19 protein-coding genes are annotated in these 17,691 nt (G+C 53.2%); 7 read left to right on the forward strand and 12 right to left on the reverse strand.

From position 1 onward, the window contains the following. Positions 1 to 320 precede the first annotated feature (320 nt). From ACPUC8_RS16530 to ACPUC8_RS16550, 5 genes are all read right to left on the reverse strand, one after another. Positions 321 to 1,610 carry a maltoporin gene (locus ACPUC8_RS16530; protein ID WP_039328127.1) on the reverse strand — a complete coding sequence of 430 codons (1,290 nt, stop codon included), beginning with the start codon at positions 1,608 to 1,610 and terminating at the stop codon, positions 321 to 323. A gap of 25 nt (positions 1,611 to 1,635) precedes the next feature. Continuing rightward, positions 1,636 to 3,285, reverse strand: coding sequence for an alpha,alpha-phosphotrehalase (gene treC / locus ACPUC8_RS16535; protein WP_494926852.1), 1,650 nt, complete (start codon positions 3,283 to 3,285; stop codon positions 1,636 to 1,638). Further along, a complete protein-coding gene (treB, locus tag ACPUC8_RS16540) occupies positions 3,269 to 4,720 on the reverse strand; it encodes a PTS trehalose transporter subunit IIBC (protein WP_081998048.1) in 1,452 nt (483 codons plus the stop codon). The genes treC and treB overlap by 17 nt, the downstream gene beginning before the upstream one ends. A gap of 196 nt (positions 4,721 to 4,916) precedes the next feature. Further along, positions 4,917 to 5,873: a trehalose operon repressor TreR gene (gene treR, locus ACPUC8_RS16545; protein WP_058972457.1), complete on the reverse strand. Its 957-nt coding sequence runs from the start codon at positions 5,871 to 5,873 to the stop codon at positions 4,917 to 4,919. A 123-nt stretch (positions 5,874 to 5,996) separates the two neighbouring features. Continuing rightward, positions 5,997 to 6,860 carry a YicC/YloC family endoribonuclease gene (locus tag ACPUC8_RS16550; protein ID WP_039328135.1) on the reverse strand — a complete coding sequence of 288 codons (864 nt, stop codon included), beginning with the start codon at positions 6,858 to 6,860 and terminating at the stop codon, positions 5,997 to 5,999. Positions 6,861 to 7,033: 173 nt separating this feature from the next. On the opposite strand from ACPUC8_RS16550, the gene ACPUC8_RS16555 reads away from it, so the two are divergent. Continuing rightward, complete coding sequence (locus tag ACPUC8_RS16555; RefSeq protein WP_039328138.1) at positions 7,034 to 7,477, forward strand: DUF3574 domain-containing protein; 444 nt, start codon at positions 7,034 to 7,036, stop codon at positions 7,475 to 7,477. Between the two features lie 42 nt (positions 7,478 to 7,519). Here the strand turns inward: ACPUC8_RS16555 and ACPUC8_RS16560 are convergent, their stop codons facing one another. After that, positions 7,520 to 8,704, reverse strand: coding sequence for a NupC/NupG family nucleoside CNT transporter (locus tag ACPUC8_RS16560; RefSeq protein ID WP_494926853.1), 1,185 nt, complete (start codon positions 8,702 to 8,704; stop codon positions 7,520 to 7,522). Positions 8,705 to 8,850: 146 nt separating this feature from the next. On the opposite strand from ACPUC8_RS16560, the gene rph reads away from it, so the two are divergent. Together rph and pyrE are read left to right on the forward strand one after the other, a co-directional pair. Then, positions 8,851 to 9,567, forward strand: coding sequence for a ribonuclease PH (gene rph / locus ACPUC8_RS16565; RefSeq protein WP_058972456.1), 717 nt, complete (start codon positions 8,851 to 8,853; stop codon positions 9,565 to 9,567). Between the two features lie 49 nt (positions 9,568 to 9,616). Next, positions 9,617 to 10,258, forward strand: coding sequence for an orotate phosphoribosyltransferase (gene pyrE / locus ACPUC8_RS16570; protein ID WP_034823839.1), 642 nt, complete (start codon positions 9,617 to 9,619; stop codon positions 10,256 to 10,258). Positions 10,259 to 10,343: 85 nt separating this feature from the next. On the opposite strand, the gene slmA is transcribed toward pyrE, so the two are convergent. From slmA to coaBC, 3 genes are all read right to left on the reverse strand, one after another. After that, positions 10,344 to 10,940, reverse strand: a complete 597-nt coding sequence (gene slmA / locus ACPUC8_RS16575; RefSeq protein WP_039328145.1) for a nucleoid occlusion factor SlmA — start codon at positions 10,938 to 10,940, stop codon at positions 10,344 to 10,346. Between the two features lie 116 nt (positions 10,941 to 11,056). Next, positions 11,057 to 11,515, reverse strand: coding sequence for a dUTP diphosphatase (gene dut, locus ACPUC8_RS16580; RefSeq protein WP_039328147.1), 459 nt, complete (start codon positions 11,513 to 11,515; stop codon positions 11,057 to 11,059). After that, entirely contained in the window at positions 11,493 to 12,713 is a 1,221-nt protein-coding gene (coaBC, locus tag ACPUC8_RS16585) for a bifunctional phosphopantothenoylcysteine decarboxylase/phosphopantothenate--cysteine ligase CoaBC (RefSeq protein ID WP_494926854.1), read from the reverse strand. The genes dut and coaBC overlap by 23 nt, the downstream gene beginning before the upstream one ends. A gap of 190 nt (positions 12,714 to 12,903) precedes the next feature. On the opposite strand from coaBC, the gene radC reads away from it, so the two are divergent. The 4 genes from radC to mutM all read left to right on the forward strand — a co-directional run bounded on the left by radC (position 12,904) and on the right by mutM (position 15,098). Continuing rightward, positions 12,904 to 13,560 carry a RadC family protein gene (radC, locus tag ACPUC8_RS16590; RefSeq protein WP_494926855.1) on the forward strand — a complete coding sequence of 219 codons (657 nt, stop codon included), beginning with the start codon at positions 12,904 to 12,906 and terminating at the stop codon, positions 13,558 to 13,560. Positions 13,561 to 13,802: 242 nt separating this feature from the next. Beyond that, on the forward strand, positions 13,803 to 14,039 hold the full coding sequence (gene rpmB / locus ACPUC8_RS16595) for a 50S ribosomal protein L28 (protein WP_007885297.1): 237 nt from the start codon (positions 13,803 to 13,805) through the stop codon (positions 14,037 to 14,039). An 11-nt stretch (positions 14,040 to 14,050) separates the two neighbouring features. Further along, a complete protein-coding gene (gene rpmG / locus ACPUC8_RS16600) occupies positions 14,051 to 14,218 on the forward strand; it encodes a 50S ribosomal protein L33 (RefSeq protein WP_001051798.1) in 168 nt (55 codons plus the stop codon). A 70-nt stretch (positions 14,219 to 14,288) separates the two neighbouring features. Then, positions 14,289 to 15,098: a bifunctional DNA-formamidopyrimidine glycosylase/DNA-(apurinic or apyrimidinic site) lyase gene (gene mutM / locus ACPUC8_RS16605; RefSeq protein ID WP_039328161.1), complete on the forward strand. Its 810-nt coding sequence runs from the start codon at positions 14,289 to 14,291 to the stop codon at positions 15,096 to 15,098. Position 15,099: 1 nt separating this feature from the next. On the opposite strand, the gene coaD is transcribed toward mutM, so the two are convergent. From coaD to waaA, 3 genes are read right to left on the reverse strand one after another with little or no spacing between them, the layout of a single operon-like run. Next, positions 15,100 to 15,588: a pantetheine-phosphate adenylyltransferase gene (gene coaD, locus ACPUC8_RS16610; RefSeq protein WP_494926856.1), complete on the reverse strand. Its 489-nt coding sequence runs from the start codon at positions 15,586 to 15,588 to the stop codon at positions 15,100 to 15,102. Continuing rightward, positions 15,585 to 16,361 (reverse strand): glycosyltransferase family 2 protein, encoded by a 777-nt coding sequence (locus ACPUC8_RS16615; RefSeq protein ID WP_494926857.1) that lies wholly within the window; start codon positions 16,359 to 16,361, stop codon positions 15,585 to 15,587. The genes coaD and ACPUC8_RS16615 overlap by 4 nt, the downstream gene beginning before the upstream one ends. Positions 16,362 to 16,364: 3 nt before the next feature. Next, a complete protein-coding gene (gene waaA, locus ACPUC8_RS16620; protein WP_039328170.1) occupies positions 16,365 to 17,639 on the reverse strand; it encodes a lipid IV(A) 3-deoxy-D-manno-octulosonic acid transferase in 1,275 nt (424 codons plus the stop codon). Positions 17,640 to 17,691: the final 52 nt, after the last annotated feature.

The raw sequence follows: 17,691 nt of genomic DNA on the forward strand, positions 1-17,691 counted from the left end.
AGTAGATTAGCAAATAGTGCCTTCAAAGAAACGTAATCTCTGCAATCTTCAGGATTGAGGGGTTTGATTGAGGAGGGAACTATGCGGCAAAAATTAAGCTAAGTGATCTTTTTTTATCATTAATAACATGAGGTTGTTTTCATGTTGTGTCGTCAGTGACTCTCTCCACAATCGTGGATTTGGTCAAAAAATATCATACAAAAATACGCATCCTTTCAAATGCCTTACATTGCGTAATTTAAAAAATCGGCTAGCGTTGCGAAATCAGGTCGTGAGCGACAGAAATCCTGCGCAAGCTGAGTGCCTGCGCAGGGACAGTGTTACCACCAGGCTTCTATCTGTGCGCCAAACGCCACTTCGCTACCTGCTCCTCTGCTGAAGGTTTTAGCTGGCGAATCGCGCAGGGCGATATTTTTGCGCCAGGCACTCTCGCTGGCGTCCGCATAGCCCCATTTCTCATTCCATTTGGCATAAGTGGTGTATAGCCGAAGTGCAGGGCGTGACCAGATGCTTTCACCCGCCTGCCATTGCTGGGCCAGTGTAACCTTATACTGCTGATTCTTTTCGCTGATTTGCTGTGATTTGACCCGGTCATAGCCCAACTCAACCAGGGTGCTCATGATCGGTGTCCATTTATACATCGGGCGGATGCCAGCACTGTACCAGGTGGTGCCGTTATGGTTTTCCCGATCGATATTCTGGTAAAGCCCGACATACATCAGGCTCCATTTATCATTGATATCGATAGCGCCATGGTTGATGAGTCGAAGCATATGACCGTTATTGTCCACGCTGGCCCCTTCTGGGCGCCCGGTGGTGATTGATGTCATCGCATCGGTCGCATACTGCACCGCAAATTTGTTAAATCCGCCTTCTAACGATTGCGTATGCTGTGCCGTGGCCATCCATCCCCGGGATGAAGCCCCCTCTGCGAGTGAGAACCCTTTTTGCACTTGCGCACGTCCGTAGTCGACACCGAACTCCAACTGGCCATTGCGGTTGGTATCGATCTCCGCAAGGCGTACATCAACGGTGTCATTAATGGTGGGCTGCCACTTCATCTGGTTTTCAATAAATCCCCATGATCCGCCTGCTTCGGTATTGCGCGTCACCGCTAACGAGAGTTTGCCCAAAGGGGTGTTGATATGTTCTAACCCAACGCCTGGACCAGAGATATCCCAATAGTAAAAATCAATCATATGCACATCATGGCGCTGATAGAGGCGTTTACCTGCCCATAATGTTGACCCTGGTAAGGCATCGATAATGTTTTTTCCCTGAACATTGGCTTCACGAAAATTGGGTGTGACGCTCTCGACATCATTCTGTTGAGAGACGGCATAAGCCAGATTGGTATCGAGATAAAAGCGCTGATCGTTCTCTTCCCATAAAGACTGGCCTAGCTTGAGTTCCGCATAGGTTTCGCATTCATTACCCAGCCGGTAGACTCCGTTGGCGCCAGTGGTGCGGGCGCACTTCTGCTCACCGCCTTTACTACTCCAGCCGATGCCAGACCGCGCGTAACCGCCGAAATCGACCGCCAGTGCGGGGTCCGCAATAATGCATCCCAGAAGGGGAATGAGGCGTAGGGATTTTCCTGGTTTTTTCATTGTTATATCCTTTTATTTCATTGTTTTATTTAGGGTTGAGGTAAAGGCATTCGTAGGGGCGCAGCGTGTTTTTACACGCAGACGGCGGGTAATTACCGAGCAATACATCGCCAGATAACAGTTCGCTATCGACCTCCAGATGGGTAGGACTGAGATTGGCGATCACCTTGAGTGTCGGATGGCCGAATGCGTTGCGGGTGTAGCACCACAAGGAGGGATCGGTGGGCCGTAAATCACGGTAATCCCCGGCGGTGATCACGGGTTGAGTTTTGCGTAACTGGATTAGCCGTTGATAGAGGTAAAAAACGGAGTCGGGGTCGGCCAACGCCTGCTCCACGTTGACTTGCGCTACGTTATCGCAAAATGAAATCCAGGGCGTGGCGCGGGAAAATCCGCCATGAAGTGACGCATCCCACTGCATAGGCGTGCGGCCATTGTCTCGCGACTTACTGGCGAGGATCGGCATCAGCTTGTGCTCATCCCCACCCTGAGATTGCTGCGCAGCGAAAAGATTGAGCGTCTCAACATCACGGTACTGTGAGATGTCGCTAAACCCTGGATTGGTCATACCGATCTCTTCACCCTGGTAAATGAAGGGCGTGCCTTGCATGCCGTGCAGAATCATGGCCAGCATTTTGGCGGAGCAGGTACGCCACTCACCGTCATGACCGTAGCGAGAAACGATGCGTGGCTGATCGTGATTACACCAAAACAGGGCATTCCAGGCATGGCCATGCATGCCTTGCTGCCACTGGTTAAAAATCGCTTTCAGCGCGATAAAATCAGGTGGAGTGAGACTCCATTTTTCACCATTGAGGTAATCCACTTTCAAGTGGTGAAAATTGAAGGTCATGGATAATTCGCTGCCATCCAGTGCAGCGTACTGACGGCAGTGTTCAAGCGACGTAGAGGACATTTCACCCACCGTCATCAGTTGCTGGGGCTGGAAAACGTCACGGCTAAATTCGCGTAAATAGTGGTGGATGTGTGGGCCATCGGTATAGAAACGTCGCCCGTCACCGTGGGAGTCATCAGGGAAATCAGCGTGTTTAGAGACTAAGTTGACGACATCAAGCCGCAGACCATCTACGCCGAGGTCAGCCCAAAACCGACAGATATCTTTTAAGGCTTCACGTACAGGCGGATGCTGCCAGTTTAAGTCAGCCTGCTGGGGGCTAAACAGATGCAAATAATAGTGCTGACTCTCCTCATGCCATTGCCAGGCGCTTCCACCAAATTTTGATTGCCAGTCATTAGGCGCAACCCCTTGAGATCCGCTGTGCCAGAGATAAAAATCCCGATAATCACTGCTTGGATTTTCTGCCTGCTTAAACCAAGGGTGTTGTGTGGAGGTGTGGTTAAACACCATATCCATTACCACGCGAATCCCCAATTGATGCGCGGCGTGGATCAGGCGTTTAAAGTCTTCTAACGTGCCGTAGAGCGGATCAATGTTGCAGTAGTCGGCAACGTCATAACCGTTGTCGACCTGCGGTGAAACATAAACAGGAGTGAGCCAGATGGCATCCACGCCCAGGGTTTTCAGATACCCAAGTCGCTGAATGATGCCATTGATATCGCCAGTGCCACTGCCCGTGCTGTCCTGAAAACTTTTTGGGTAGATTTGATAAATCACCCCATTTTTCCACCAAGGGATCTCATTCAGCTGTGCCATAACCTGTTTCCTGATGACGTGCCGCAGCAGATTTTGACGAGTGGAATTTGTGTCGGTAGATGAGAGAAGTGAGCGCAACAGGCACCAGGATGGCAATGAGCATCGCCAGTGCAAAAATGCCCCAGAACTGCGGTTTGATAGAAAGGATGCCAGGCAAGCCTCCCACGCCAATACCGTTGGCATTTACACCATACAGCCCGCATACCAGTGCAGCACAGGCCGATCCGATCATCGCGCAGAGCATGGGAAAACGGTATTTCAGGTTAATCCCGTACATCGCGGGTTCTGTCACGCCGAGGAAAGCGGAGATCGCCGCCGGCACCGAAATTTCGCGCTCTTTCTGCTTTTTGCTGATGAGAATGATCCCCAATACCGCGGATCCCTGCGCAATATTCGACAGGGCGATCAGCGGCCAGAGCGGAGTCCCGCCAGTGCTTTGCAGCATCTGCATATCAATCGCCAGTGTGGTCTGATGCACACCGGTGATCACCAGCGGTGCATAAAGAAAACCGAATAAGGTCGCACCGATGGGCGCGAACGCCCCTGACATAACGCTTTTCACGCCCCACGCCACAGCATCACCTAACATACGACCGAAAGGACCGATAAGCGCGTGGGCAAGGAAAACCGCGATGAGCAGTGTGGAGATCGGTACGATGACTAGATGCAGAAAATCAGGGATGGCCTTTTTGAAACGGTTTTCAATGAGCGCAAGGGCAAGACCCGCCAACATCGAGGGAATGACCTGAGCCTGATAACCGACTTTTTCAATGGTGAACCAACCGAGTGACCAGGTATCAGGGAGCTGCTGCCCCAGGCCATAGGCGTTCATCAATTGCGGTGAGACAAGGGTAATGCCAAGCACGATGCCCAGTATCTCTGTGCCGCCCATTTTTTTGACCGTGGACCAGCACACCGCAACCGGCAGGAACATAAAGATGGCTTCGCCGGGCAACCAGAGCAGGTCATACAACGTTTGCCAGACCGGGGAGATTTGCGCCAGGGTTTTGCCATCGCTAAATGGGATATCACCGATGACATTGCGAAAGCCGAGAATTAAGCCACCGCTTATCAAAGCGGGCAACAGCGGAAAGAAAATCTCAGCAAAGTGGGAGATGGCACGCTCGAACACACTCATGTTGTTGCGTGCGGCAATCTTCACGGCTTCTTTGTTCTGTTTATCACCGCCGGTCAGGCGTAACAGCGTGCTGTAGTAATCGCCAACCTGGGTGCCAATAACGACCTGAAACTGGCCAGCATTGGTGAAACAACCTTTCACCATCTCCAGAGTTTCAATATTTGCCGGGGAAGCCAGTGAGGGATCATGCAAAACAAACCGCAATCGTGTAATGCAGTGACTCACACTCGCGATATTGTCTTTACCTCCCACATACTCAATTAAGCGTTCAACATCCTGTTGCGGGTTTGTGCTCATTTTTCTATGCCTTAAGCTGCAGAATTAACACCGCAGAAAGCCTTATTTACTTTCTACGCATCTGGCGCAGACATTACACAAAGCGTCGCTGCAATAATTGGGAACGTTCCCGATAGTGTGTGTTTCTTCACATAAAAAATGGGAACGTTCCCAAATCTGAGCCAGAGATCACATTGGTCATGGGTGACGGGTGCGGTTAATCCTGCGGATGCAGCGTGGGGGAGAGCAGATGTTGTTGAGGGTTTAAGTTGCCCGCGAGCTGAGAAATTAGCTGTCTGACAGCCACTTCCCCGCTGTTTTTATAACCGGGTTGTACAGAGAGGGTGAGGGGGAAGATGAACTCTAATAAGGCATTACTGCCCACACAGCCAACCTGTACATGGCTGATGGCATGCTGCTGCAGGTATTTCTGAACACCTAACGCAATCGTATCAGAAGCACAGATGACCGCTTGGGTATGGGGTTTCAACACCTGAGCGGTGAGATCAAAACCGCTCTGATAGCTAAGATCACCCAGCGCCATTGTCACTTCAATATGATGTTGCTGGCATTGCGTGAGGTAAGCCTCTGAACGCTGCTGGCCTGTGGTGGTATCGCTGGCTTCCACGCCAATATAGCTAATATGCCTGACATTTTTTTCAATAAGCTGAAGCATGAGGAGCTGGATCGCCCCGGCATTATCATATTCGACCGATGAGATCCCGGGCATACCCTGTGAGACCAGCACCGTTTTGCGTTGCCATTGTTCAAGCACAGTTGGGCTTAACGTCGAGAAACCAAAAAGAATCAGACCATCGATGTTGCGCTTTTCCAGCAGTTGTAAATGTTCAGCGACCCGCTCCGTGCTGAATTGGCTTTCAAGAATGATTGGGTCATAACCCTGTTCATATAACAACGGCAGCATAGCGCGGACGGACTGTGTTTCTGCCGGAGAGTCCAGTCTGGAAACAATAATCGCGACGATTTTGTCACTGCCGCCTCGCATCGATCGCGCTGATTTTGACGGGCTGAAATTCTGATCCTGCACCACTTGAAGGACTTTGAGACGAGTCGCTTCGCTGACGCCCCCTTCATTATTGATCACGCGCGAGACGGTCGATTTACCGACGCCACTCAAACGGGCGATATCTTTTATGGTAAGACGGTTATGCATAGTTTCGCGTAGCGGTGTCAATTAAGGGGTTGGGGAGTGCAAGTGTACCCTTTTCACGTAAAGGCTTCAGCGCAAAGAGTAGGTCAAGCCCCCAGGTGCGGGACTTAACCTCGTCAAAGGATGTTACTCGATATTCTGGATCTGCTCGCGCATCTGCTCAATCAGTACTTTCAGCTCGATCGCTGAAGCAGTGATATCCGCATTGATTGACTTGGAAGCCAGCGTGTTCGACTCGCGGTTGAACTCTTGCATCATAAAGTCGAGGCGACGTCCCACGGCTTCTTTCTTCTTCAGAATGTTATAGGTTTCTTTCACGTGCGCATCGAGGCGATCCAACTCTTCTGCCACATCAACGCGCTGCGCCATCATCACCAGCTCTTGTTCAAGGCGATTGTTTTCCAGCTGTACTTCAGCTTCTTCCAGCTTTGTGATCAAACGCTCGCGCTGCCATTTCAATACATCCGGCATTTGCGCACGCACTTTACTCACTTCCTGAGAGACACCCTCCAGACGCTGTTCGATCAACGTTTTCAGCGCGTTGCCTTCGCTTTCGCGTGCCACGATAAAGTCATCGAGTGCACCATCCAGTGCCGCCAACAGCTCGGTATTGATGGCATCGAGATCCTGCTCTTGTGCTGACATCACACCCGGCCAGCGCAGGATATCCAACGGATTAATTGCGCCTTCATCGGTTTGCAGCTTCACCCAGTTGGCAGCACGCACCAGCTGTTTCGCCAGCGCTTCGTTGAGCTGCAGTTCGCCCTGCGCAGAAGGGTCGGCATCAAAGCGCAGGTTGCACTCGATTTTGCCGCGCGTCAGACGGTTGCGGATACGTTCGCGGATTACCGGCTCCAGGCCGCGAAATTGCTCGGGCAGACGGATGTACGTTTCCAGGTAACGCTGGTTCACCGAACGGAGTTCCCAGGCGGCGCTGCCCCAGTTGCCTTTGGCTTCGCGGCGGGCGTAAGCGGTCATGCTGCGGATCATAAGCTTGTACTCATTTTCAGGAATGTTCCCCGCATTATAGTGACGGTAGCCAAACCATGATAGGCGTATGCGTAATGAGCGTACCTCGTGGGCGACTTTCGGTGAAAAGGATGACGGATCAACCCTTCTCACCCTATGATGTTCTGTGTGATACCTAAAATTCTGAGGCTATGATGTTGAATAAATTGGCGATACCATTGGTACTTGTCCTCTCTCTGGCAGGATGCCAGGCACCCTCTACCTCCCATGAACAGATCCCACCCAATACCGCGCCGGTCGCCGTGTGTGGCTCGGGCGACATCATGATGCAAACCACCTTGTGGTTCGGTATGAACAAGCCTAAAGGTGGCACGGTGAGCAGCAGTGAATGGCAACAGTTTGTTGATAACGACGTGACGCCGCGCTTTAAAGACGGGCTTTCCGTGTATGACGGTAAAGGGCAATGGCTGGGCGAAGGGGGCAAACTGGCGCGTGAAAACAGTAAGGCTTTGATGCTGATTCATCAGCCTGACCGCTCAAGCTCAGAAAGCATCAACACATTACGTGACATCTATAAAAAGCGATTTGATCAGGAATCCGTGATGCGCGTCGATGCGCTGGTGTGCGTGGCGTTTTAGCGAAATGAGCAGGGCGCACCGTTTAAGCGCGCCCTGAAAACCTTAAATGAACAGGCCAGCAAACGCGGCGGACAGCAAGCTCACCAACGTTGAGCCATAAACCAGCTTCCAGCCAAAGCGCGACACAACGTTACCTTGTTTCTCGTTGAGCCCTTTAATCGCACCGGCCACAATCCCGATCGACGCAAAGTTGGCGAACGACACCAGGAATACCGACAAAATACCCAGCCCGCGTGGTGTCATCTCTGCTGCCACTTTTTTCAGCTCAATCATGGCAACAAATTCATTGGCGACCAGCTTAGTCGCCATGATGCTGGCGGCCTGCAGTGCATCGGCGGTCGGAATACCGATCAGCCACGCAAAGGGATAGAACACGTAGCCAAGTAACTGCTGGAAGCTGTAGCCAAACACGGCAGAGAACAGCGCATTGATGGCGGCAATCAGCGCGATAAAGCCAATCAGCATGGCTAAAATGATCATCGCCACTTTAAAGCCAGCCAGAATGTATTCCCCCAGCATTTCGAAGAAACTCTGGTCTTCATGCAGCTTATCCAACGCGATGTGTTCTTCAATTTCCGGGCGAGTAGGGTTGATGATCGACAAGATAACAAAGGTGCTGAACATATTGAGCAGCAGGGCGGCAACTACATATTTGGCATCAATCATCGACATGTAGGCGCCAACAATCGACAGTGAAACCGTCGACATCGCCGTCGCTGCCATGGTGTACATGCGACGTGCCGAGATATCGCCCAAGATACCTTTATAGGCGATGAAGTTCTCCGACTGACCCAGAATCAAGGTGCTGACGGCGTTGAAAGACTCCAGCTTGCCCATACCGTTGACTTTAGATAACAGAGTACCGACCACGCGGATCAGCAACGGCAGAATGCGCCAGTGTTGCAGAATACCAATCAGCGCGGAGATAAACACAATCGGGCAGAGTACGCCGAGGAAAATGAATGCCAGGCCCTGTTTTGCCATGTTGCCGAACACAAAATCGGTGCCTTGTGCAGCAAAGGTCAGTAAGGTCTCGAAAAAGCCGCCGACGGCGGTCACCACTGACTGGCCACCGGCCGAATGCAGGAAGAACCAGCCAAGCGCGGCCTCAACAATCAATAATTGAATAATAAAGCGCGGACGAATCTGTTTACGGTCATGGCTGACCAGCAGCGCAAGGGCAAAAATCACCCCCAGCGCCAGCAGGAAATGGAGTATCGCTGTCATCATTTGTCTTTTTATTTGAAGGAAAGGGCGCATTTAGCCACAGCTGCGGCTAAATTTCATCCGGGATTGTCGCTCACGCGGGCAGGACAGCCGGGTGGGAAGTCCGTATAATGCGCAGCCAAACCTAAGCAAGCCGGAGAGAAACCATGCGTCCAGCAGGCCGTAACGCATCTGAAGTGCGTCCCGTCACCCTTACTCGTCACTACACCAAACACGCTGAAGGCTCTGTCCTTGTCGAGTTCGGTGAAACCAAAGTGCTGTGTACCGCCACTGTTGAAGAAGGTGTGCCGCGCTTCCTCAAAGGGAAAGGTCAGGGCTGGGTCACCGCTGAATATGGCATGCTGCCGCGTTCAACCCACAGCCGTATGGCGCGTGAAGCGGCGAAAGGCAAACAAGGTGGGCGCACGCTGGAGATTCAGCGTCTGATCGCCCGCTCGCTGCGTGCAGCTGTGGATTTAGAGGCTTTGGGTGAATTTACTATCACGCTGGATTGCGATGTGATTCAGGCTGATGGCGGCACTCGCACTGCATCCATTACCGGCGCTTGCGTGGCCTTGGCCGATGCGCTGAATGCGCTGGTGGCGGCCGGTAAACTGAAAGCCAACCCGATGAAAGGCATGGTTGCTGCCATTTCTGTTGGGATTGTGGGCGGTGAAGCGCTGTGCGATCTGGAGTATGTGGAAGATTCCGCGGCTGAAACCGACATGAACGTGGTGATGACAGAAGATGGCCGCATGATTGAAGTGCAGGGCACTGCTGAAGGTGAGCCGTTCAGCCATGAGGAATTACTGCAGTTGCTGGCGCTGGCGCGAGGCGGCATTGAGCAGTTGATTCAGGCGCAAAAAGCAGCGTTAACAAATTGATTTAACAGGCGACCACAGAGTCGCCTTTTCTTTATTTGAGGAGTGAGAAATGAAAGCCTGGCAGCGTCAGTTTATTGAATTCGCCCTGAACAAAGGGGTTCTGAAGTTTGGTGAGTTCACACTGAAATCGGGTCGTAAAAGCCCGTATTTCTTTAACGCCGGTTTGTTCAATACAGGACGTGATTTAGCGCTGCTGGGACGTTTTTATGCGCAGGCACTGGTAGACGGCGGTGTGGACTTCGATCTGCTGTTTGGCCCAGCTTATAAAGGCATTCCGATTGCGACCACCACCGCGGTGGCGCTGGCCGACCACCATGACCGTGACGTGCCTTATTGCTTTAACCGCAAAGAAGCCAAAGACCACGGCGAAGGTGGCTTGCTGGTGGGCAGCCCGCTGCAGGGTAAAGTGATGCTGGTGGATGATGTGATCACCGCAGGCACGGCAATTCGTGAATCCATGGATATTATCAGTGCGCATAACGCAACGCTGGCGGGCGTGATGATTTCTCTGGATCGTCAGGAGCGTGGACGGGGTGATATCTCTGCCATTCAGGAAGTCGAGCGCGACTACCAGTGCAAAGTAACCGCTATCATTACGCTGGCGGAGCTGATTGATTACCTGGAAGAGAAGCCGGAGATGGCGGACCATCTGGCGAAAGTGCGAGCCTATCGGAAAGAGTACGGGATTTAATATCGCTGTATGATGACGGTCGCCATGAATGGCGACCCTACTGCAACGTTTCGTAGGGTGCGCTTTGATGCGCCCCCACTCATGATTACACTAACTGCGCGGCCATCAATGGCCAGCGGGTGTCGAAATCCGCGGTGGGACGGAAGCGGAATTCAGAGCGCACATAACGCGACAATAACCCTTCACAAAACGCCAGCAGTTGGCTCGCCAGCAGCGTTTCATCGGTTTGGAAACCATCACCTTCACGCATTTTTTTCTCACGCATCACCTGACGTAGCTGCACCTCAATGCGTTCAAACAGCTGGTTAATGCGCCCTTGCAGGCGATCCTGTTCAAACATCAGCGCGTGCCCAGTCAGAATGCGCGTCAGCCCGGGATTACGCTCACCAAATCCCAGAATCAATTGCACGATAAGACGCAAGCGGGCAACTGTTTCTTTTTCATCTTTCAGGATCAGATTGATGCGAGTAATCAGACTGTCTTCGATAAATTCGATCAGGCTGTCGAACATGCGCGTTTTGCTGGGGAAATGACGATACAGCGCCGCTTCCGAAACGCCTACATTGGCTGCCAGCTTGGCGGTGGTGATGCGCTGACTGCCATCGCTCGACTCCAGCATTTGCGCCAGCGCCTGCAAAATCTCTTCGCGACGATTCCGTTTCGCGACTTTTTTTTCTGCCATGACCTTCAAGACCCCTGAGATTCACCAAAAACAGGCAATACTGCCTCATCTACCACAAGCGCAATGGCCTGTGGCGATGAGAAATAAAAAGATGGCTTAGCGAAAAGTGTCGCGTGTTACTGGCGGCCAGAGTGACCAAAGCCGCCTGCACCGCGATCGCTGGTGTCGAATTCTTCTACCAGATTGAATTCGGCTTGCACAACGGGTACGAACACCAGTTGCGCCAGGCGGTCACCAGGTTGCAGAGTGAAGCTGTCCTGACCACGGTTCCAGACCGACACCATTAACTGACCCTGATAATCGGAGTCAATTAAGCCGACCAGGTTACCCAGCACGATGCCGTGCTTATGACCCAGGCCCGAACGCGGCAGAATCACTGCTGCCAGTGAAGGATCGGCAATATGAATTGCCAAACCGGTAGGCACCAACGTGGTCATGCCTGGGGTGATCTCCAGAGCACCATCCAGGCAGGCGCGAAGATCGAGGCCTGCAGAACCTGGGGTTGCATAAGTTGGCAGCGGGAATTCATTACCCACACGCGCATCAAGAATTTTAACGTCGATTTTTTTCATCATAACGGCTGACAATCTCGTCTATTAATTGTTGGCCAAGGAGCGTCTTATCACTGAGCGGTAAGACTTTCTCTCCTTCCTGCCAAAAAAGGTGAAGAGCATTGGTGTCGCTATTGAATCCCTGTCCGGCCTGCGCCACATCGTTGGCGCAAATCAGGTCCAGGTTTTTCCGCACCCGTTTTTGCCGCGCGTATTCTTCCACATTCTGGGTTTCGGCAGCAAATCCCACCACATAAGGGCGATTTTTCTGCAATGCGGCAACACCGGCGACAATGTCTGGGTTCTTCACCAACTGCAGCGTGACGTTATCATCGCCACCCTGTTTTTTGATTTTCTCTGCGGCAATGGATGCCGCCCGGTAGTCTGCCACGGCAGCACTGGCAATGAAAATATGTTGTTGGCTGATTTGCGCCATCACGGCGGCTTCCATTTCCAGTGCACTGCCCACATCAACACGCTTCACGCCCGCCGGTGTTGACAGCGAGACCGGGCCGGACACCAGTGTCACGTTGGCACCGCGTTTGGCTGCCGCCGCGGCAATGGCGTAACCCATTTTTCCCGAGCTGTGATTACTGATATAGCGCACCGGATCAAGCGCTTCACGGGTTGGACCGGCGGTGATCATAATGTTGAGATGTTGCAGATCGTTGACGGGCGCCGCCCATTCAAGTGCATAAGCCACAATGGCCAGTGGATCAAGCATACGCCCAGGGCCGATATCACCGCAGGCCTGGCTGCCGCTATCCGGGCCCCAAATCAAGACGCCACGTTGATGTAAACGCTGCAAGTTCTCTTGCGTGATGGCCGCGCGATACATTTGTTGATTCATGGCGGGCACGATGGCCAGGGGCGCTGCGCTGGCGAGGCAGGCCGTCGTGACCAGATCGTTAGCCATACCTGCGGCGAGGCGCGCGATCAGGTCAGCCGTGGCGGGAGCCAGCAGGATCAGGTCAGCCCATTTGGCCAGCTCAATATGGCCCATTGCCGCTTCGGCGGCGGGGTCGAGCAGATCATCAAATACCGGATAGCCAGAAACGGCTTGTAAGCTCAACGGCGTAATAAACGCTTTCGCGGCTTCGGTCATCATCACACGCACGTCAGCGCCGCGATCGCGCAGCCGACGCACCAACTCAGGAGCTTTATAAGCAGCAATGCCGCCGCTGACACCGAGCAGAATTTTTTTACCGGCTAATCCCGTCATGTTTCTGGCCTCAACTCAAAACGGATTGCCGCGTCACACGCGGCAGATGGAGGGAACTTTATCACAAAATCCGCTACTCGCCTTTTCACTGCCTGCGGCCTTTGCGAGCCGTCTCTGAAATCGCAACCTGCTTGCTGGTGTGAAACCTGGCTGGCGCGCACAATCGCCACTTCGCAGGGAGGGCAAGGCAATGAAAGAACTGGCACCACGGGAAAAGCTGGCGTTAAAGGGCGCGGAATCACTGAGCGATGCAGAACTGCTGGCAATATTTTTGCGCACGGGCAGTCAAGGCACCAACGTGATGCTGCTGGCACAGCTGATGCTCAATGAGTTTGGTTCACTTTATCGCATCATGACGGCGAACCATGAGGCGCTGGGGAAGATCAAAGGGTTGGGCTCGGCGAAGATTACGCAGTTGCATGCGGTAGCTGAGCTGGGACGGCGCTTTTTTGCCAGCCAGCTGGCACGGGAAAATGTGATGGAAAATCCGCAGGTGACGCGTCATTACCTGCAAAGCGTGTTGGCGCATCAGGAACGCGAAGTGTTTATGGCGCTGTTTCTGGATAACCAACATCGTGTCTTGCAAGCACAGAAGATGTTTTCCGGTACCATTGCCAGCGTTGAGGTACATCCACGTGAAATTGTGCGTGAAGCGCTGAAACTCAACGCCGCTGCCGTGATTCTGGCGCATAATCACCCTTCTGGCATCGCTGAACCGAGTCGCGCCGATCGCGATATCACCGGTAAAATCGGGCAGGCTTGTGCCTTACTGAATATTCGTTTGCTTGACCATTTGGTGATCGGTCGCGGCGAGTACACATCTTTCGCTGAGCGTGGCTGGCTGTAAAACATGCGTCTGGTTGGGCAGAAATGATGCATTTTCGCGCGATCCATAGGGATCTTTATCTGTTCGGGACTTGAGCACACCGCCTGAGCGGCGTATACTACGCCACCTTTGAGAATCTCGGGTTTGGCGTTTGGGTCAGCTTAGCGGGTTCACATGGAACTCGCCTGGCGGGCTAAGGCCTGACGAGGCGGCCAAAACCTAGTTTTTAAAGCTCGAGCTTATTTGATTTTTGGAGAATAGAAATGTCACGAGTCTGCCAGGTAACTGGAAAGCGTCCGGTGACGGGTAACAACCGTTCCCACGCAATGAACGCGACGAAACGCCGTTTCCTGCCGAACCTGCACTCTCACCGTTTCTGGGTTGAGAGCGAAAAGCGCTTCGTTACTCTGCGTGTATCTGCTAAAGGTATGCGTGTTATTGATAAAAAGGGCATTGATACGGTTCTGACCGAAATCCGCGCCCGTGGTGAGAAGTACTAAGGAACTGAATCATGGCTAAAGGTATTCGTGAGAAGATCAAGCTGGTTTCCTCTGCTGGTACAGGTCACTTCTATACCACCACGAAGAACAAGCGTACTAAACCAGAGAAATTAGAACTGAAAAAGTTCGATCCGGTTGTACGTCAGCACGTGATCTACAAAGAAGCCAAAATTAAGTAATTTTGGTGTTCTTGCTAAAAACCCGGCTTCGGCCGGGTTTTTTGTTTCTGCGGTTTGTTGAGGAGATGACATGCCTGAATTACCAGAGGTAGAAACCAGCCGACGTGGCATTGAGCCACATCTGGTGGGCGCAACGATTTTGCATGCGGTGGTGCGTAACCCTCGCCTGCGTTGGCCGGTCTCGCACGAAATTCATGCGCTAAGCGACCAGCCCGTGCTGAGTGTGCAGCGTCGCGCAAAATACCTGCTGCTGGAACTGCCGCATGGCTGGATTATCATTCACCTCGGCATGTCCGGTAGTTTGCGTATTCTGCCCGGCGAACAGGCGGCTGCGAAGCACGATCACGTCGATTTAGTGATGAGTAACGGCAAAGTGCTGCGCTACACCGACCCGCGTCGCTTTGGAGCCTGGCTGTGGACCGCTGACCTGGAAGGCAGCAGTGTGTTGGCGCATCTTGGCCCGGAGCCGCTCAGTGCCGAATTTGATGGTGCTTATCTGTTTGAGAAGTCACGCGGTAAACGTACGGTGATTAAACAGTGGCTGATGGATAACAAAGTGGTGGTCGGCGTTGGCAACATCTACGCCAGCGAATCGCTGTTTACGGCTGGAATCTTGCCCGACCGCCCAGCGATGAGTTTAAGCCGCGAAGAGGCAGAGCTGATGGTTGCCACCATCAAAGCCGTGTTACTGCGCTCAATTGAACAAGGCGGTACTACGCTGCGTGATTTCCTGCAAACGGACGGTAAGCCGGGCTATTTTGCACAGGAACTGCAGGTCTATGGCCGGGCGGGAGAGCCGTGTCGCGCGTGTGGTACACCGATTGTCAGCGGTAAACATGGCCAGCGCAGCACCTTCTGGTGCCCACGCTGTCAGCACTAAATCAAGGTTGCTGCGCCAGTCGCGCCAGCAATGCCTGATGCACAACGGCAGGCAGAAATGCCTGCACATCGCCATGATGACGTGCAACTTCCTTCACCAGTGACGATGAGACGAAAGAGAAACCTTCGGACGGCATCAGAAAAACGCTTTCCAGGATAGGCAGCAGATGGCGATTCATTTGTGCCAGTTGCAGCTCATATTCGAAATCTGATACGGCGCGTAATCCCCGCACCAGCACATTGGCGTTTTGCGCTTTGGCAAAATTCGCCATGAGATCGCTGAAACCCACAACCTCGACATTCGGCAGATGCGTTGTCACCTGACGCGCCAAATCCACGCGTTCATCCAGTGAGAACAACGGTTTCTTGCTCGGGCTGGCGGCAATGGCCACCACGATGCGGTCAAACATTTGCGCCGCGCGCGTGACAATATCCAGATGCCCCAGTGTGATGGGATCAAACGTGCCGGGATAAATCGCTTTAGTGCTCATACGCGGCCTTGTGTTGAGGTGTGATGCAGCGCCCAGAGCGCCGAGTATTTGTTGAAGGTGTACTGTGCGTTCACGACAGCCAAAATCCAGCCCTGTTTGCCATCAAGGAAGCCGGCGCGCAGTAACAGGGTTTTGAGGAACGCCCCCAAGGTGTGGCTGAAAATGGAGAAAAGCCCACAGCGTTTGCCGCGCTGGAAACGCTCAGCAGCCCAGGCTTCGGCATAATTCATCTGTTTGCGCTGAAAAGCGATCAGATCGCGGCAGGTGAGGTGCTGCAAATCACCGGTGAGCGCAACAACTGGCGCGCCTTGCGTATCCAGCGATTCGTGCACCAGGTTGTCGTTGTAGTTGAGTGCGCGTGGATACAGGCGCAGAACGCGATCCGGATACCAGCCACTATGGCGCATAAAGCGGCCAAGGAACAAATTACTGCGTCCGAGGCTGTAAACCGTATTCGCTGCGGGTTGCTCCAGGACGTGTTCAATCGTACGGCGTAATTCAGGCGTCACACGCTCATCGGCATCCAGCATCAGGATCATATCGCCGCTGGCAAAAGCCTGCGCGCGTTGACGCTGTTTACCAAAGCCATCCCAACCTTCCGCCTGATAAACCTGTGCGCCCAGTGCACGGGCGACGTCTGCCGTAGCGTCCTGACTGCCGGAATCCAGCAGCACAATCTCATCGGCCCAACTGACCGAGGCTAGCGCCTCCGGTAGCAGTTCAGCTTCGTTTTTGGCGATCATCACCACGGAGAGACGTTGGCGTTGCGACATGAGTTAGTGAGCTCGCGGCGGTAAATGAGGTTCGAGTAACTGTAGCAGACGCTGTAATGCGCCCTGGTTTTGATGCAGCACTTCCACGGCATGTCGGCCATAGTAGCGGCGATAGTCGTCATCCTGCAGCAGGTTAGCGACTTGTTTTTCCAGCGAAATCACATCGGTAACCGTGATCAAACCTTCCGCCTGCTGCAACTTGGCGCAGATATCTTTGAAGTTCCAGATGTGCGGGCCCATCAATACGGGAATGGCATGCGCTGCCGGTTCCAGTGGATTGTGGCCGCCGCGCTCGACCAGACTTCCGCCGACAAAGGCGATATCGGCAATGCCGTACAGCATCATCAGTTCGCCCATGGTATCGCCGATCACCACTTGCGTTTCGCTGGACGGAATTTCACCGCTGCTGCGCAGAATAAAGCTGAAGCCGCGTTTTTGCGTCAGATCGCAGGCATCTTTGAAACGTTCAGGATGGCGTGGCACCAGAATCAGCAGCAGGTCTGGGAATTGCTGCAGCAGACGGCGATGGGCATCCAGAATGATGGTCTCTTCACCTTCATGAGTACTGGTTGCAATCCACACCTGGCGGCGCGAAGCCCACTGGCGGCGAAGCGTGACGGCTTTTGCGGCCAGTTCGGGGGTGACAGAAATATCAAACTTCAGGCTACCCGTGACGGCCAGATGTGAACGTTTAAGGCCGAGGCTGAGGAAACGATCGGCATCTTCGCTGTTCTGCGCCGCAATCAGCGTAATGCGTTGCAGCAAATCACGCATAAAGCCGCCCAGCTTTTTATAGCCTTTTGCCGAACGTTCAGACAGGCGAGCGTTGGCAATCACCAGAGGAATCTGGCGCTGATGCAGAATACGGATAATGTTGGGCCACAGTTCGGTTTCCATAATGATCACCAGACGTGGATTGACGGTGTCGAGGAAACGGTTGATGGAGCCGGGCAAGTCGTAAGGCAGATAGACGTGATGCACGTCTTTGCCAAAGGCAGACTGAGCGCGTTCCGAACCGGTTGGCGTCATGGTGGTGACAGTAATGGGTAGCGTTGGGTAGCGATGGCGCAGTGCGCGTACCAAGGGTACCGCGGCCAGGGTTTCGCCCACGGAAACAGAATGCAGCACAATGCCATGCGGTTGCACTTTGCCGACGCAATAGCCGTAGCGCTCGGCCCAGCGTTTACGATAGGCCGGTGCTTTTCGACCGCGCAGCCACAGGCGCAGCCAGATGAATGGCTGAATCAGATAGAGCAAGGCTGTGTATAGAGTTGTCATAGTTATCGTTACGACAGGTTCGCGTCAAAAAACACATGAAAGGCGGCATGTT

The sequence above is a fragment of the Pantoea sp. CFCC18177 genome (genome assembly GCF_059412425.1).